This is a genomic window from Rhizobium jaguaris (genome assembly GCF_003627755.1).
Taxonomy (GTDB): Bacteria; Pseudomonadota; Alphaproteobacteria; order Rhizobiales; family Rhizobiaceae; genus Rhizobium; species Rhizobium jaguaris.
This window is the reverse complement of record NZ_CP032694.1, coordinates 4,322,751-4,337,576: the sequence shown is the minus strand read 5'-3', so window position 1 is coordinate 4,337,576 and position 14,826 is coordinate 4,322,751. Positions and strand designations below refer to the sequence as shown.

Below are 14,826 nucleotides of genomic sequence, written 5' to 3'. Positions count from 1 at the left end.
ACCCAGTTCACCAGAAAGGCTGACCCATGGGCCGTCAATCGACGGGACTTCTTTTCATACTGCCGGCGATGATCGTGTTGGCGATGCTGATCGCCTATCCGGTGTTCTATACCGGCTATCTCAGCGCCACCGATGCCAAGGGCGCCCTGACGATCAAGAATTACGCCAATGTGCTGCGGCCCGCGGTCACGACGCAGGCTTTCATCAATCTCATCTATTTCGTCGGCGGTTCGATCGTCTTCCAGGTCGTGCTCGGCACCGCGGCGGCGATCCTGCTCAATCTGGAATTCACCGGCCGCAGCCTGCTGCGCTCCATCACCCTCATCCCCTGGGTCGTGCCCGGCATCGTCGCAGCCACCACCTGGGCCTGGATGTTCCACACGGAGTTCGGCATCATCAATTATATGCTGACCGGCTCGGGCGTCATTCCGGCACCCATTAGCTGGCTCACAAATCGCGATACGGTGATGCCGGTGCTGATCGCCATCAACGTCTGGAAGCTCTTTCCCTTCGTTGCCATCATGGTGCTGGCCGGTCTGCAAGCCATTCCCGCCGATCTTTATGAGGCGGCCAAACTCGACGGCGCCAACTTCTGGCAGGAAGTCCGTTTCGTGACGCTGCCGCAGGTCTGGCCGGTGATCACGGCGGTTACGCTGCTCTTGGTGATCTGGGGGCTGAATTCCATCACCATCATTTATGCGATCACCGGCGGCGGCCCGGCCAATCGGACGCTGATCACGCCGATTCAGATCTTCAAGCTCGCCTTTGAGAGCTTTCAGTTCAATCAGGCGGCCGCGCTGTCGGTGATCTTCTTCGTGGTGGCGGCGATCATTGTCGCGATCTACCTGAAAATGCAGGCGATGTCGGCGAGGGAAGCGCGATGAACAGAAGCGTGCCTGCGACCATCATCATCGCCGTCGCGTCGATCGTGCTCGTGCTGGTCTGCCTCTTCCCTTTCGCCTGGATGGCGCTGTCGTCGATCAAGGCGCTGCCAGAGCTCTACACCGTGCCGCCGCATTGGCTACCCGACGCGCCGACGATCGCCAACTATGTCAAGGTGATCTTCAATTCCAACATTCCGCGCTATTTCATGAACAGCGTCATCATCTCCGTTGGCTCGACGCTGCTGGCATTGATCCTTGCCATCTTCGCCTCCTACGGTTTCGCCCGCTTCGATTTCAGGGGAAAGCCGTTCTTCCAGACCTTCGTGCTGGTCGGACAATTGCTACCGACGGCGGCGATCATCGTGCCGCTGTTCATCACGCTGCGCTATCTGCATCTGGTCAACACCTATTGGGGCCTGATCCTCGTCTACATGATCATCACGTTGCCGCTCAGCGTCTGGATGCTGACCAGCTATTTCAAGGCTATCCCGATCGAGCTCGAGGAAGCGGCAATCGTCGATGGGGCCTCGCGCCTCGGCATCCTTTTCCGCATCACCCTGCCGCTGTCGACGCCGGGGCTGGTGGCGGTGCTCGTCTATGCCTTCGTCACCACCTGGAACGAGTTCATCTTCGCGCTCTGCTTCGCGACAGACAGTTCCGTGAAAACGCTGCCGATCGGCCTTGCCGAATTCTCGACCGAGTTCAACACCGACTGGGGCGGGGTGATGGCGGCCTCGATGGTGATGACAGTGCCGATCGCGCTGCTCTTCCTGTTTTTCCAAAACCTCTTTGTCGGCGGTCTGACCGCGGGCGCAACCAAGGGATAGGATCATGACCATGGACAAGGCCATTCCGAAACTGGGTCTTGGCACCGGCGGCCGCATTGGCGATGACGGCGCGGCGGCCATCTTGAAGGCGATCGAGATCGGCTACCGGCATCTCGATACGGCGCAGAGCTATAACAGCGAGGATTCTGTCGGCAAGGCGGTGCGGGCGTCCGGTTTGCCGCGCGGCGATTTCTTCATCACCACCAAGGTTGCCGACACCAGGCTCAACAAGGCTCAGTTCCTGCCTTCCGTTCGCGCCAGCCTCGATGTGATCGGCGTCGATCAGGTCGACCTGCTGTTGATCCACTGGCCGTCACACAAGGATGCGGTGCCGTTCGAGGATTACGTGCTGGCGCTCGGCGAGGCTCAGCAGAAGGGCTATGCCCGGCTGATCGGTGTCTCCAATTTTCCGATCGCCTTGCTGGAACGCACCCGCGCGCTGCTGGGTCCAGGCGCCATCGCCACCAACCAGGTGGAGATCCATCCTTATCTGCAGGCGCCGAAACTCGTTGCCTATGCCCGCAGCATCGGCCTGACGCTCACGGCCTATCAGCCGCTGGCCAAGGGCGAAATCCGGGATGATCCAGTGCTTTCAAAAATCGGCGCCGCCCACGGCGTTTCGGCCTCGGCGGTCGCGCTCGCCTTCCTGATGGCCGAGGGACATGTTGTCATCCCGTCTTCCTCCAGCGAGACGAACCTGCGCGGCAATTACGCCGCTCTCGCTGTCTCGCTCAGCGAAGCGGAGATGAACGAGATCCGAGCGCTCAACCGTGGCTATCGCCGCATCAATCCCGAAAAATCGCCCCGATGGGACGATTGACCCTTTTCCTCGATAGGCGGAGTTAGATCTTTGGGCTCAGTGAAAATTGCAGAGGTACGCAAGAGCTATGGTGCGCTGGAAGTGCTGCACGGCGTTTCCGTCGACATAGCCGATGGTGAGTTCACCGTGCTGGTCGGGCCTTCAGGCTGCGGCAAGTCTACGCTGCTGCGCATGATTGCCGGTCTGGAAGCCATCAGCGGCGGCGAGATCGCCATCGACGGCAAGGTGGTCAACAACGTCGCTCCCAAGGAGCGCGACATCGCCATGGTCTTCCAATCCTATGCGCTTTATCCACATATGACCGTCGAGGCGAATATGGGCTTTTCGCTCCGGCTCGCCGGCGCGCCGAAGCCGGAGATCGCAAAGCGGGTGGGGGAAGCGGCGCGCATGCTCAGCCTCGAACCTTATTTGCAGCGTTATCCACGCCATCTGTCCGGCGGCCAGCGCCAACGTGTGGCCATGGGCCGCGCCATGGTGCGCAATCCCAAGGTCTTTCTCTTCGATGAGCCGCTATCGAACCTCGATGCGAAGCTGCGCGTGCAGATGCGCTCGGAGATCAAGCAGAACCATCAACGGCTGAAGACCACGACGATCTATGTCACGCACGACCAGATCGAAGCCATGACCATGGCCGACCGCATCGTCGTCATGCATGGCGGTATCGTCGAGCAGATCGGCTCGCCGCTCGAACTGTATGACAACCCAGCCAATCTTTTTGTCGCCGGCTTCATCGGTTCGCCGAGCATGAACATCCTCAAGGGGCGGCTGGACGGTGGCAGCTTCGTCACCGACGACGGGACGCGGGTCGCTGTCAATGGCGCGGCCGCGCGCGGCGACCAACCGATCACGCTCGGCATCCGTCCGGAGCATTTGCGATTGGACCCGCAAGGGCTTCCCGCCGAGATCGTTACGGTCGAGCCGATGGGCTCGGAAACCCAAGTCGCCATGCGCCTCGGCGGCCACGACCTGATCGGCGTCTTCCGCGAGCGTATTCTCAACGCGCCGGGCGAGATCCTGAAGATCGGTGTCGAAACCGACCATATTCACCTATTCGACGCCGAAACGGGCAAGCGGCTGGGGGACTGACCGGCGAGTGCACGCAGTTACTAAAGCCAGTTAATGCGCTTCAGCACCCAGAGGGTGGCGACCGAGCTCACCGTGACGAAGATGACGATGATGACGAAGGCCCAGGTGTCGTTGACGCCGGGAATGCCGCCGACATTCATGCCGAAGAGGCCGGCCACGACACTCGGCGGCAGAAGCAGGGCGGCAAGGGCGGCGAGGCGGTTGGAATTGCGGGCAATGCGCTCGCTGATGACGGTTGACAGGTCATCGTGCAGGATGCTGGTGCGGTCGCGGATGGCGTCGAGATATTCGATATAGCGCATCAGCTTGTCGATGACCTCGCGCATGCGCAACTTGTCGCGTTCGGCAAGCCAGGGCGCGTCGTCATGTTCGATGCGGTTCAGCGCATCGCGCTGCGGCGCAAGGTAACGGCGAAGCTGCACGGCGCGCCGGCGCAAAAGCTTCAGCCGTTCGCGCACTTGACTCGCTTCGCCATGAAAGATCAGTTCGTCGAGTTCGTCCACCTCCTCATCCATGGCGTCGAGCACGGGTTCGAGATCGCGCACCAGCTTGTCGCCGATCAGGGCAAGCAGGTCGCCGGTGCGCTGCGGCCCCTTTTGCTTCTCCAGCGACAGACGGATATCGCGCAGCGCCGTGATGTAATGCCCACTGTCGCGCAGGGAGACGATACGGTTGCCGTCGACCCAGAGATGCAGGGGTACAAGGTCGATATCGGCGGGATTCTGTGTCGCACCATCCGGCGAGGTGGCGCAGACACTACGCAGGATAATCAGCAGCCCGTCGCCCACCGGTTCGACGCGAGGGCGGGAGTCTTCCTGCAGCAGGGCTTCAATGACGAAGGGGTCGAAGCCGCTCTTGTGTGTGACCCAGTCGGCGGCGGCGGGATGATCGCGCTCGAGATGCAGCCAGGTGATGCCCTCTCCGGGTTTCCAGGCACAGACCTCGTCCATGCAGAGCTGCTTGCAACCGCCATGTCCGTCGAGCAGGGAGGCGAAACGCAATCCCGGTTCGGTGCCGTAGGCCACAGCAGAGGTGTTCGATGCTCCCATTGCGCCTTGATCCACGCCGCGCTTTAGAGCGCCAAAAACGCAAGCAGCACAATAGCTTGTGACATGCCAGATTGTAGTTTATCAGGTCAGGCTAAAGTGGCAAGCAGGCAGTGTTGGCTCGAAAAGGCCGCTCACCAGAATGGGGATCGGACACTTCTGGTACCCTCCTACCGGGTCGAACGGCTTGCGGATGATGTCTGGTCTCCGGAACGAAATTTCAGGCAATATTTGGCGACGTCGATGAAGGCACGGAGCTTTGGCGCGGTGGCGGCGCGCTTTGGATAGTATAGAAACAAGCCAGGCTCTTCGATTGCTGTATCAGGCAATAGCTGCTTCAGCTTTCCGCTTTCGATTTCCGCTCTTGCCAGAGGTTCCATGAGATAGGTGATGCCGACGCCTGCCAGGGCAAGTTCCTTGGCATAGGTGGCATCGGTCACGATCGAGCTTCCCTTGACGGCAACCGAGACCATGGTTCCGCCGTCGCTTAATTCCCAGTCGTAGAGGCTGCCCGCGGTGATCTGCCGAAATCCGATGCAATTGTGATTTGCGAGGTCCGGTATGGATCGTGGCTCGCCCTTTCGCGCCAGATAATCCGGCGCAGCGACGAGGATCATCTTGAAGGGAGCGGTCAGACGCGTGGCGATCATATCCTGTGCAATCATTTCTCCGAGCCGTACTCCGGCGTCGAAACCGCGAGCGATGATATCAACCGATGCATCGTCGATGGCGATCTCCACCGTCAGTTGGGGGAAACGCTGCGAAAGTTCGACGATGACCGGCGTAATTGCCAATGCCAGCGCTGTGCGCGGAACGTTGAGACGCAGCACGCCAGTTACATTGCCCGTGTTTGCGCGAAATTGATCAAGGCCGTCTTCGATCTGAGAGAACCCCGGCCCGATGATGCCCAGAAGATGGTTCCCAGCTTCCGTCAAGGCGACGCTCCGGGTGGTGCGAGCAAACAATGTCGCGCCAAGCCGCGACTCGACCATGCGGATCGCGTGGCTCACTGCCGAGGGGCTTAGGCCCAGCTCTGCAGCAGCACCCGCGAAACTGCCTTGGCGCGCCACCGCAAGAAATACCGGCAAGTGGGCAAGGAGATCGCGGTCCATTCATGAATCCCATCGCATAAGGAGTACGGATAGAACCATATTATCAATCTATCACGCGCGGATATAGTAGGTGCCAACATCAACTGCGATCAGGAAATCACCGCTATGTCCACCTCGACACCCACCTGGTTCATCACCGGCGCCTCATCCGGATTTGGTCTTGCCTTTGCTCGATATGCGCTCTCGAAGGGCTACAATGTCGTCGCAACCGCGAGGACGACAGAAAAACTTCAATCGCTGCAGGCGGAGGGCGGCGACCGGCTTTTGACGGTCGAACTCGATGTGAATCGCGCGGGCGCCGCGGATGAGGCCATTGCAACCGCTATTGCGACGTTCGGCGGCATAGACGTCCTCATCAACAATGCAGGCTATGCAATTGTCGGGGCGCTGGAGGAAACGCCGGAGGCCGAAATCCGCGCGCTGATGGATACCAATTTTTTCGGTGCCATGGCTGTTACCCGCGCGGCACTTCCCCACATGCGGAAAAGAGGAAAAGGCGCGATCGTCAATATTTCCAGCATGGGAGGCCAGATGTCCTTTGCCGGCGTCGGAGCCTATTCCGCAACAAAATTCGCTTTGGAGGGCTTTTCGGAAGCACTCGCTCAGGAAGTCGCTCCGTTCGGGATCAAGGTACTCGTCGTCGAGCCCGGTGCTTTCAGAACATCACTTGTCAGCAACGCCGAGCGCTTCATGCCGAGCCATGATGCCTACCGCGAGACGCTCGCCGGTGTGCGAAAAGCAATGCTTGATATGGACGGAACCCAGGCTGGAGATCCCTTGAAAGCCGCCGCCGCCATCGACCTAGCATTGGCCAGCGAGAACACGCCCCTTCGGCTTCAATTGGGTGATGACGCAATCGATGCAGTCCGCCAGCATGCGGAGCGGTTGCTCGCTGATCTCGAAATTTGGAAGGATGTCGGTTCGAATACGCGGCTCGACGTCTGAAACCGGCGACGGCCTTTTTGGGCCTGTGTAAGAGCCGTTGTCTTCTCCCTAAGGGAGGGAGGGCGATCGCATATGGGGGCGGATCAGCACCGAAAGCTCCTTCTCCCCTGGGGGAGAAGGTGGCCGCGGCGCCCTCATCTCATATGCAATTGCCATGCTAAGGGAGGGGAGAAGATCAGGAAGAGAGCGACCTTCATTCAGAAGGGCGAAAACGGTCTTAACGTGCCGCCCAGTTGGCGCCTCGGCGGAAGATGGTTTTCATCTGTGGCACGTTGAATTCCTTGGCCTGGTGGCCGAGCGAGGAATAAAAGACGCGGCCTTTGCCGTATTTGCGCTTCCAGGCCACCGGCATGACCACGCCGTCGATCCAGTAGGCGTGATCGCCGGTGAACGTCGTGGTTGCCAGTACTTCGTTCGACGGGTCGACATGCATGTAGTACTGCTCGGACGTGTAAGGGAAATCGGTGATCCCTTCCATGATCGGGTCGTCCGACTTGGTGATGTTGACCGTATAGTCGATGATGTTGCCGGGATGGGCGACCCACTGGCCGCCGATGATGAACTGGTATTCCACGCTTTCGCGGAAGCTGTCACCGGCGCCGCCGTGATAGCCGGCAATGCCGACGCCGCTTTCGATCGCGGCGGCGAGGTTCTTCACTTCTTCCTTCTCGATCTTCGACATGGTGACGATCGGCACGATCAGGCTGAGGTCATGGATCGACGGATCGGCAAAGGCTTCGGTGCTGTTTTCGAGGTAGACCTTGAAGCCATCCTCTTCCAGCATGTCGCGGACGATATGGGCACATTCCTGCGGTTCGTGGCCGCTCCAGCCGCCCCAGACGATAAGTGCTTCACGCATGATGGTTCTCCAATGAAAGAACACAAGGACAAAAAACGCTTGTTTTGCGTGGCTTTCCCTGGGTTCGGTTATGACTTGATCGGTGTTTTGGCCGATCGGCTAAATCTTCCGCGTTCGCTGGACGGGGCTTTGCCGCCCTGCGGTCTTGAACCATTCTCCAATTCGTGACCCTAACGCCGATCGGCTTTTCGGCTTCGGTCACAGAGTGGCGTTCGGCTCCCGGCTTCCCATTCTCCTGAAAGAGCGCAGCCCAGCCTTGCCGGGCTCGCTAAACCGTCATCAGGACAGCCGGGATGTCGTCGACGATGCACCTTCCTCACTGTTTGCGCCGCGCCGCTCGTAGGGGCGCTGGTCACGCAGGATCTGGAAGGCGATCGTCAAAAGTTTGCGCGCCATCGCGACGCGCGCTTTATTCGTTCCTCGGAACTTCAGATGTTCGTACTGAGCCCGAAGCTGCGGGTCGGTGGCGACGGCCGGCGCGACCGCCTCGACAAAAGCCCAGCGCAACCACTTGTTGCCCTGCTTGATGATCTTACCGTGATAGGTCTTGCCGCCGGAGGAATAGGTCGAGGGCACCAGGCCGGCATAGGCGGCAAGCTTCTTCGGGTTGCGGAAGCGGGAGATGTCGTCGATCTCGGCGTCGATCAGCCGGGCGAAGAACTCCCCAATACCGGGGATGGTCTTGAGCAGCTTCACATTGCTGTTGGTCTTCGTCATCGCTCGGATCGTCGCTTCAGACTGTTTGATCCGCCCGTCGATGTCGCCGATGAACTCCAGCCCCCGGTTGATCTGAATGCGGTCGATCTCCGACACATTGAGCGCGGCAAGTTGCTGACGCCCGGCCTTGCCGAACAGGTCGCCCAGCTTCTTCAGCTGGGCTATCTGCTCCGGGTAACGGTCGAACACCGTGACGATGCGGTTCTTGGTCATCGTCCGCAACCGCACGTAAAACATCCGCTCACGCAGCGCCACGCGAAGCTCCCGTGATTTCTCGCTCGGCGCCCAGGCTTCCGGCACCAGGTCGGCGCGCAGCAGGTGCGCCAGCACCGTCGCGTCGATCTTGTCCGTCTTGATCTTCGCATCGGCGATCGCCTTCACCTTCAGCGGATGCGCCAGGACAACATCGTCGCAGATATCGTCGAGCCAGTCATACATCACCATCCAGTTACGGGTGGCTTCCACCACCGCATGGCTGTTCTCCCGATACCGCTCCAGGAACGAGCCGAGCGACTGACGATCGTTCTTCACTCGACCGGATCGCAACGTCTTCCCCGCCCCATCCTGCACGACCAGGTGGCTGTAGCTTTTGTGGTAATCCACCCCAATGTGATAATCATAAGGTGCAGTCACGCTTTGCTCTCCTTCACTGAGTTCGCGAAAACCCACCAAAGGTAAGCCAAACGGCGCAAAGCGTGACTGTCCTAAGATCATCTGCATCTCAGAAATCCGTTCTCTCGATGGGAGCGGCCTCTTTCATGCCACCTCCTCCTGAATTAGCTCAATTAGCGGCCGATCTTGCCGTCCACGAGGGATTCGGAAAGCGGGGCCGGGCGTTCTGTCTTGGTGGTGATGGCGACCGTGCGGCCGGTGTCGGATGCGGTCTGGAAGGCTTCCATGACTTCGAGCACGTGCAGCGCCAGACTGCCATTGGCGCGATGCGGCCGGTTGGAGCGGATGGCATGCGCCAGATCGGCAACACCGAGCGAGCGATAGTTGCCATCGGCATAGGGAGCAGTGACTTCGCGTTCCTCGAACTGGCCACCCTTCTTGAGGTATTCGACCGGGCCGGCGAAGCGGTTCGGATCGGGCACGATCAGCGTGCCTTCGGTGCCGTAGACTTCGAGTGGCACATGCTTGTGGCCGGCGACGTCGAAGCTCATGCCGATCTGCACGACGGCGCCGTTGGCGAAAGCCATGACGCCGGCGACGTGGGTTGGCACATGCACCGGGATGCGCTCGCCGTTACGCGGTTCGCTGGTGATGATGCGTTCCTTGCGTGGGGTCACTGCAAAGCCGGCGACCTGGGAAACCGGACCGAGCAGATTGACGAGGTCGGTGATGTAGTAGGGACCCATGTCGAGCATCGGGCCGCCGCCCACTTCGTAATAGAAAGCCGGATTCGGATGCCAGCGTTCATGGCCGGGGCACATGAAGGTAGCGGTGCCGCCGACCGGGATGCCGATCGCGCCTTCGTCGATGACGGCGCGCGCCGTCTGATGACCGCCGCCGAGGAAGGTATCCGGAGCCGCGCCGATGCGCAGGCCCTTGGCGGCGGCAGCGTCTGCGAGTTTCTTGCCCTCTGCGAAATTGATGCCGAGCGGCTTTTCGGAATAGGTGTGCTTGCCGGCTTCGAGCGCCTGCAGACCGACGGCGACATGCGCCTTCGGGATGGTCAGGTTGACGATGATCTCGATCGAGGGGTCTGCGAACAGGGCAGCGACGTCAACGGCTTTCAGGCCGAATTCGGCGGCCTTGGCTTCGGCGAGTTCGCGATTGAGGTCAGCGACCCCTTTGATATCGAGAATGGGGAACGATTTCATCGCGGTGAGATAGGCGCCGGAAATGTTTCCGCAACCGATGATGCCAATACCGACCTTTTCCATAAAATTCCTCCAAATGAAGTGTCTGTGCTTACCTAACGGGGTTAGAGCGCCGGTGCCGGCCCTGTCGTTCCCCAAGGAGATTCGTAGAGTTCGCGCAGTGCGACCACAGCCGCGCCCTGCGCCCAGGTTTCGTCCGTCGACTGGTCGAAGACGAGTTCGGTGACGCCCTTGATCGATGGCGGGATCGCCAGGGAATAGGCGTCCCGCAGGCTGTCGAGGAAGGGTTGGCCAAGCGCCAGGCTCGATCCGACGAGGATGACGCGCGGCGGCGCGAACAAGGTGACGATATTGGCAAGCGCCATGCCGCAGGCTTCGCCCGCCCGGATCGCCGCGCTGATCAGCGTGTTGTCCTCGGCTGCAATCAATGTTTTCGCATGGGCCATACCGCGACCGAGGCGGATGGCTTCAGCAAAGCGGCCACCGTTCGGCTGGTCGCCGAGAATGGCACTTTCGCCCGCCAGGCTCGCGAGCCTAATCATGCCTTGCGCCCCGATTCCAAGCGCGAGGTCGCCGAGATTGTGGCTCAAGCCACCGGCACCGCGAAACAGTTGGCCGCCATGAAGCACGCCGAGGCCGAGGGTCTGTTCCAGCGACACCAGCACCATGTCGTCGAGATCTCTCGCCTCGCCGAACCAGTGATGCGCCAGCGTGATGGCATGCGCATCACTCTCGACGATGGTGGTGACGCCCAGCCGCTCGGACATGTCTTTGGCGAAGTCGACGCCGTTTTCGCGGAAGATCGGGCTGGAGCGCACATGGCCAGTGCGGTGTTCGATAACGCCGGGCAGGCCCAGACAGACCGAATCAATTTCATCGAGCGCCAGATCGGCGTCGACCACGCAGCGACGCACGCCGTCTTCGATCAGATCAGTGATGACGCTGATCGGTTGCCGGTCGACCCGAAGGGCGAGCGTCAGCGTCGACAGCACTTCGCCACGGAAATCGGCGACGACGAAGACCATGCGGTTGGCGGCGATTTTTGCGCCGACGACGCGGGCGGCGTCCGGATTTAGCTCCAGCATGACGCGCGGCCGGCCACGGGCTGCTGCTTCCCGCAAGTCGCCTTCGGTGCGCGCCAAGATCAGGCCGTCATCGAGTAGCGAAGCGGTGATCGCCGAGACCGTGGTAGTCGAAAGCTGGGTGCGTTCGCTGATTTCAATACGTGCGATCGAACCCGCCCGCCGGATGGTATCCAGCACGTTGAAGCGGTTTATCGCCCGCATAAGCTCGGGGTCTGCTGTTTTCATGAGAATGGTGCCGAATGATGCTTCCGCTCGGCTGCGAGCCTGATATTTTTGACGGGATGCGAATTAAATAGCCTATGCATAGTGCCTTATGTCAAGCCGTTTTCCGGCCTCTTTGCGGAAAATTTGGGAATGGTGGTTGACATTTCAGCAAAGCTCCGTTGAATTAATCCGCATAAGGGAAAAATTAATTGAGGCTCTTGTTCCCTTGGGAGGAGAAAATCATGCTGTATGAACGTGGGGCGAAAGCCCTTCGCGGTGCGCGTATCGCCGCCATTGCCGCCGCCACAGGGCTTGCGATCCTTGCCGGTGCTACCAGCGCGGCCGCGGATACGGTCGTCAAGTGGCTGCACCTGGAGCTCGATCCGAACTACATCGCCATCTGGCGGAAGATCGCCGATCAATACGAAGCCAAGCATCCGGGCGTGAAGATCGAAATGCAGTTCCTGGCGAATGAAGCCTTCAAGGCCAAGCTGCCGACGCTGCTGCAATCGAAGGACGCACCGGATTTCTTCTATAGCTGGGGCGGCGGCGTGCTGAAGCAGCAGGAAGAAACCGGCACGCTGATGGACCTGACCACGGCGATGAACGCCAATGGCGGCGCCTGGCTGAAGACCTACAACCCCGCTGCCGTAAAGGGCCTCACCTTCGACAACAAAATCAGCGCCGTGCCATTCAAGCTCGGCACCGTTTCCTTCTTCTACAACAAGGCGCTCTTCGCCAAGGCCGGCGTCGATGCGACAGCCATCAAGAGCTGGGACGACTATCTGGCCGCGGTCAAGAAGATAAAGGCTGCCGGCATCGTTCCGATCGCAGGCGGTGGCGGCGAGAAGTGGCCGATCCACTTCTACTGGAGCTATCTGGTGATGCGTGACGGAGGCCAGCAGGTCTTCACCGCGGCCAAGACCGGCCAGGGCAACGGCTTCAACGACCCGGCGATCATCAAGGCCGGCGAGCAGCTCGCAGACCTCGGCAAGCTCGATCCGTTCCAGCCCGGTTATCTCGGCACCACCTGGCCGCAGGCGCTCGGCGTCTTCGGCGACGGCAAGGCTGCTATGATCCTCGGTTTTGAAAACACCGCCGCCAACCAGCGCACCAATGCCGGCGACGGCAAGGGTCTGGCCGACGACAATATCGGCCGTTTCGCCTTCCCGGCGGTCACGGGTGGCGCCGGTCTTGCGACCGATACGCTCGGCGGCCTGAATGGCTGGGCCGTGACCAAGAAGGCACCGCCGGAAGCGCTCGACTTCCTGGCCTATCTGACCAATCCGGACAATGAGCGCATCATGGCGCAGGCCGGCATGATCATTCCGGTGACGATCGGTTCGGAAGATGGCGTCAAGAGCCCGCTGATGCATGCATCGGCCGACCAATTGGCGCATTCGACCTGGCACCAGAACTTCTTCGACCAGGATCTCGGTCCTTCCGTCGGCCGCGTCGTCAACGACATCTCGGTCGGTATCGTTTCGGGTCAGATCACGCCGAAGGATGGCGCACAGCAGGTCCAGGACGCCTTCGAGCAGGATCAGCTCTAACCGCCGACGGGCGCCGGCAATTCACCTTGGCCGGCGCCATTCTTCTTTTGAATTACAAAGTCGAGACCGCCAATGACCGATGTCAGCGCAACGACCGCCATACCCATCGCAAGAGCGAAACCCGCAGCGCGGCGAAAATCGCCGGCCGCACGCGGTCGCATGCCTGTCATCCTGCTGTTCCTGCCGCCGGCGCTGCTGCTTTTCACCATCTTCGTCATCCTGCCGATGGGAGAAGCCGCCTGGTATAGCCTCTACAAATGGAATGGCTACGGCCCGCCGACGGAATTCGTGGGCCTGCGCAATTTCCAGGTTCTCTTCAAGAACGACGCCTTCTTGACGTCGCTCAAGAACAATGCGCTGATCATCCTGGTTTCGATCGCGATCCAGGTGCCGCTTGCCATCTGGCTCGCGACGATGCTGGCGAACCGCATTCGCGGCGTCGTGCTCTTCCGGCTGATCTTCTTCCTGCCCTATGTGTTGGCGGAAGTGGCCGCTGGCCTGATTTGGCGCTTCGTCTATGACGGCGATTATGGTCTTTTCGCCGCGATCTCGCATTTCCTGGGCACAGCCACGCCCTACGTCCTCGCTGACAAGAATCTGGCGATGTATGCGGTGCTGGCGGTGATCGTGTGGAAATATTTCGGCTTCCACATGATGCTGTTCATCGCCGGCCTGCAGTCCCTCGACAAGAGCGTGCTGGAAGCCGCCGAAATTGACGGCGCCACCGGCTGGCAGAAATTCCGTTACGTCACTTTGCCGTTGCTCGGCTCAACACTGCGCCTGTCGGTCTTCTTCGCCGTCGTCGGCTCGTTGCAGCTTTTCGATCTGATCATGCCGCTTACCGGCGGTGGACCATTCAACTCGACGCAGACGATGGTGACCTTCCTCTATAATTTCGGCGTCACCCGCATGCAGGTCGGCCTCGGCAGCGCCGTCGGCGTCGTGCTGTTCGTCATCTGCGTCACCCTCGCCTTCGGTTACAAACGGATATTTATGCGCAATGACTGATATGGCCTCATCCGTTCGCATGACCACCGGCACGAAGATCTATCTCTACGCGTCGCTGACCATCATCGCCGCCATCGTGCTGATCCCGCTGTTGACCACGGCGCTCGGCGGTTTCAAGTCGCTGGGCGACCTCAGAACCCATCCGTTCGGCCTGCCGTCCGAGTGGCATTTCGAGAACTATACCGGCATCCTGTTCGGCGACCGTTACTGGCGGCAGATGATGAACTCGCTGATCATCGCCGTTCTGACCGTGTTCCTGACGGTCACGGTCTCGGCCATGGCAGCCTTCGCCTTTGCGCATGTGAAGTTCTTCGGTTCGAACTTCCTGCTGAATTATTTCCTGATCGGCTTGATGTTCCCAGCGGCCACCGCGATCCTGCCGCTTTTCATCCGCATCCGCGATCTCGGTCTGCTCAATACCTACTGGGGCGTAGTGCTGCCGCAGGTGGCTTTTGGCCTCGGCATGAGCATTCTTCTGTTCAGAAACTATTTTCGCAACCTCCCGGAAGAATTGTTTCAGGCGGCTTTCGTCGATGGTTGCGGCTATATCCGCTTCTTCTGGCACATCTCGCTGCCGCTCTCCCGTCCGATCGTTGCCACGGTCAGCATCATCTCCTTCGTCGGCAGCTGGAACAGCTACATCCTGCCGCTGATCATGCTGAATTCGGACTCGATCTACCCTTGGCCGCTTGGCATGATGGTCTATAGTGGCGAATTCGGCACAGAATGGGAACTGGTGCTGGCCTTCATCACGCTGACCATTATGCCGACCATCATCGTTTTCTTCCTGGCACAGAAGCACATCATCGCGGGTCTCACCGCCGGTGCCGTGAAATCCTGAGCCCTACCGGAGCAAA

At 60.1% G+C, this 14,826-nt stretch carries 15 protein-coding genes; 8 read left to right on the top strand and 7 right to left on the bottom strand.

Going from position 1 to position 14,826, the window contains the following annotated elements; translation table 11 throughout:
* The first annotated feature begins 26 nt into the window (after positions 1–26).
* Genes CCGE525_RS21115 through CCGE525_RS21100 form a run of 4 tightly spaced genes read left to right on the top strand, consistent with a single transcriptional unit; the run spans position 27 to position 3,617 of the window.
* Positions 27–884: a carbohydrate ABC transporter permease gene (locus tag CCGE525_RS21115; RefSeq protein WP_120706002.1), complete on the top strand. Its 858-nt coding sequence runs from the start codon at positions 27–29 to the stop codon at positions 882–884.
* Complete coding sequence (locus CCGE525_RS21110; protein ID WP_120706001.1) at positions 881–1,711, top strand: carbohydrate ABC transporter permease; 831 nt, start codon at positions 881–883, stop codon at positions 1,709–1,711. The genes CCGE525_RS21115 and CCGE525_RS21110 overlap by 4 nt, the downstream gene beginning before the upstream one ends.
* A gap of 4 nt (positions 1,712–1,715) precedes the next feature.
* Positions 1,716–2,531 carry an aldo/keto reductase gene (locus CCGE525_RS21105; protein WP_120706000.1) on the top strand — a complete coding sequence of 272 codons (816 nt, stop codon included), beginning with the start codon at positions 1,716–1,718 and terminating at the stop codon, positions 2,529–2,531.
* 30 nt (positions 2,532–2,561) lie between these two features.
* Positions 2,562–3,617: an ABC transporter ATP-binding protein gene (locus CCGE525_RS21100; protein WP_120705999.1), complete on the top strand. Its 1,056-nt coding sequence runs from the start codon at positions 2,562–2,564 to the stop codon at positions 3,615–3,617.
* A 20-nt stretch (positions 3,618–3,637) separates the two neighbouring features.
* Here CCGE525_RS21100 and CCGE525_RS21095 read toward each other — a convergent pair whose 3' ends face one another.
* Complete coding sequence (locus tag CCGE525_RS21095) at positions 3,638–4,666, bottom strand: CorA family divalent cation transporter (RefSeq protein WP_120705998.1); 1,029 nt, start codon at positions 4,664–4,666, stop codon at positions 3,638–3,640.
* A gap of 167 nt (positions 4,667–4,833) precedes the next feature.
* The gene (locus CCGE525_RS21090; protein ID WP_120705997.1) at positions 4,834–5,775 is read right to left on the bottom strand and encodes a LysR family transcriptional regulator; all 942 of its coding nucleotides are present in this window, start codon (positions 5,773–5,775) and stop codon (positions 4,834–4,836) included.
* Between the two features lie 105 nt (positions 5,776–5,880).
* Here CCGE525_RS21090 and CCGE525_RS21085 point away from each other — a divergent pair, with 105 nt between their 5' ends.
* The gene (locus tag CCGE525_RS21085) at positions 5,881–6,720 is read left to right on the top strand and encodes an oxidoreductase (RefSeq protein ID WP_120705996.1); all 840 of its coding nucleotides are present in this window, start codon (positions 5,881–5,883) and stop codon (positions 6,718–6,720) included.
* A 217-nt stretch (positions 6,721–6,937) separates the two neighbouring features.
* On the opposite strand, the gene CCGE525_RS21080 is transcribed toward CCGE525_RS21085, so the two are convergent.
* The 4 genes from CCGE525_RS21080 to CCGE525_RS21065 form a co-directional block, all read right to left on the bottom strand.
* Complete coding sequence (locus CCGE525_RS21080; RefSeq protein WP_120705995.1) at positions 6,938–7,579, bottom strand: ThuA domain-containing protein; 642 nt, start codon at positions 7,577–7,579, stop codon at positions 6,938–6,940.
* A gap of 279 nt (positions 7,580–7,858) precedes the next feature.
* A complete protein-coding gene (locus tag CCGE525_RS21075) occupies positions 7,859–8,929 on the bottom strand; it encodes an IS110 family RNA-guided transposase (RefSeq protein WP_120705994.1) in 1,071 nt (356 codons plus the stop codon).
* A 152-nt stretch (positions 8,930–9,081) separates the two neighbouring features.
* Complete coding sequence (locus CCGE525_RS21070; protein ID WP_120705993.1) at positions 9,082–10,182, bottom strand: Gfo/Idh/MocA family protein; 1,101 nt, start codon at positions 10,180–10,182, stop codon at positions 9,082–9,084.
* Between the two features lie 41 nt (positions 10,183–10,223).
* Positions 10,224–11,429, bottom strand: a complete 1,206-nt coding sequence (locus CCGE525_RS21065; RefSeq protein ID WP_120705992.1) for an ROK family transcriptional regulator — start codon at positions 11,427–11,429, stop codon at positions 10,224–10,226.
* 221 nt (positions 11,430–11,650) lie between these two features.
* Between CCGE525_RS21065 and CCGE525_RS21060 the strand changes: the two genes are divergently transcribed.
* Complete coding sequence (locus CCGE525_RS21060) at positions 11,651–12,961, top strand: extracellular solute-binding protein (protein ID WP_120705991.1); 1,311 nt, start codon at positions 11,651–11,653, stop codon at positions 12,959–12,961.
* Here CCGE525_RS21060 and CCGE525_RS39045 read toward each other — a convergent pair.
* Positions 12,958–13,122 (bottom strand): hypothetical protein, encoded by a 165-nt coding sequence (locus CCGE525_RS39045; RefSeq protein ID WP_245472054.1) that lies wholly within the window; start codon positions 13,120–13,122, stop codon positions 12,958–12,960. The genes CCGE525_RS21060 and CCGE525_RS39045 overlap by 4 nt on opposite strands.
* On the opposite strand from CCGE525_RS39045, the gene CCGE525_RS21055 reads away from it, so the two are divergent.
* Together CCGE525_RS21055 and CCGE525_RS21050 are read left to right on the top strand one after the other, a co-directional pair.
* Positions 13,121–13,969, top strand: a complete 849-nt coding sequence (locus CCGE525_RS21055; RefSeq protein ID WP_245472053.1) for a carbohydrate ABC transporter permease — start codon at positions 13,121–13,123, stop codon at positions 13,967–13,969. The two genes, CCGE525_RS39045 and CCGE525_RS21055, sit on opposite strands and share 2 nt — an antisense overlap.
* A complete protein-coding gene (locus tag CCGE525_RS21050; protein WP_120705989.1) occupies positions 13,962–14,810 on the top strand; it encodes a carbohydrate ABC transporter permease in 849 nt (282 codons plus the stop codon). Before CCGE525_RS21055 ends, CCGE525_RS21050 begins: the two co-directional genes overlap by 8 nt.
* Positions 14,811–14,826: the final 16 nt, after the last annotated feature.

What these genes read in the sequence shown, in the direction of transcription:
- CCGE525_RS21115 (WP_120706002.1), top strand. Translation starts at nt 27, where the DNA reads ATGGGCCGTCAATCGACGGGACTTCTTTTCATACTGCCGGCGATGATC.
- CCGE525_RS21110 (WP_120706001.1), top strand. Translation starts at nt 881, where the DNA reads ATGAACAGAAGCGTGCCTGCGACCATCATCATCGCCGTCGCGTCGATC.
- CCGE525_RS21105 (WP_120706000.1), top strand. Translation starts at nt 1,716, where the DNA reads ATGACCATGGACAAGGCCATTCCGAAACTGGGTCTTGGCACCGGCGGC.
- CCGE525_RS21095 (WP_120705998.1), bottom strand. Translation starts at nt 4,666, where the DNA reads ATGGGAGCATCGAACACCTCTGCTGTGGCCTACGGCACCGAACCGGGA.
- CCGE525_RS21090 (WP_120705997.1), bottom strand. Translation starts at nt 5,775, where the DNA reads ATGGACCGCGATCTCCTTGCCCACTTGCCGGTATTTCTTGCGGTGGCG.
- CCGE525_RS21085 (WP_120705996.1), top strand. Translation starts at nt 5,881, where the DNA reads ATGTCCACCTCGACACCCACCTGGTTCATCACCGGCGCCTCATCCGGA.
- CCGE525_RS21080 (WP_120705995.1), bottom strand. Translation starts at nt 7,579, where the DNA reads ATGCGTGAAGCACTTATCGTCTGGGGCGGCTGGAGCGGCCACGAACCG.
- CCGE525_RS21070 (WP_120705993.1), bottom strand. Translation starts at nt 10,182, where the DNA reads ATGGAAAAGGTCGGTATTGGCATCATCGGTTGCGGAAACATTTCCGGC.
- CCGE525_RS21065 (WP_120705992.1), bottom strand. Translation starts at nt 11,429, where the DNA reads ATGAAAACAGCAGACCCCGAGCTTATGCGGGCGATAAACCGCTTCAAC.
- CCGE525_RS21060 (WP_120705991.1), top strand. Translation starts at nt 11,651, where the DNA reads ATGCTGTATGAACGTGGGGCGAAAGCCCTTCGCGGTGCGCGTATCGCC.
- CCGE525_RS21055 (WP_245472053.1), top strand. Translation starts at nt 13,121, where the DNA reads ATGCCTGTCATCCTGCTGTTCCTGCCGCCGGCGCTGCTGCTTTTCACC.
- CCGE525_RS39045 (WP_245472054.1), bottom strand. Translation starts at nt 13,122, where the DNA reads ATGCGACCGCGTGCGGCCGGCGATTTTCGCCGCGCTGCGGGTTTCGCT.
- CCGE525_RS21050 (WP_120705989.1), top strand. Translation starts at nt 13,962, where the DNA reads ATGACTGATATGGCCTCATCCGTTCGCATGACCACCGGCACGAAGATC.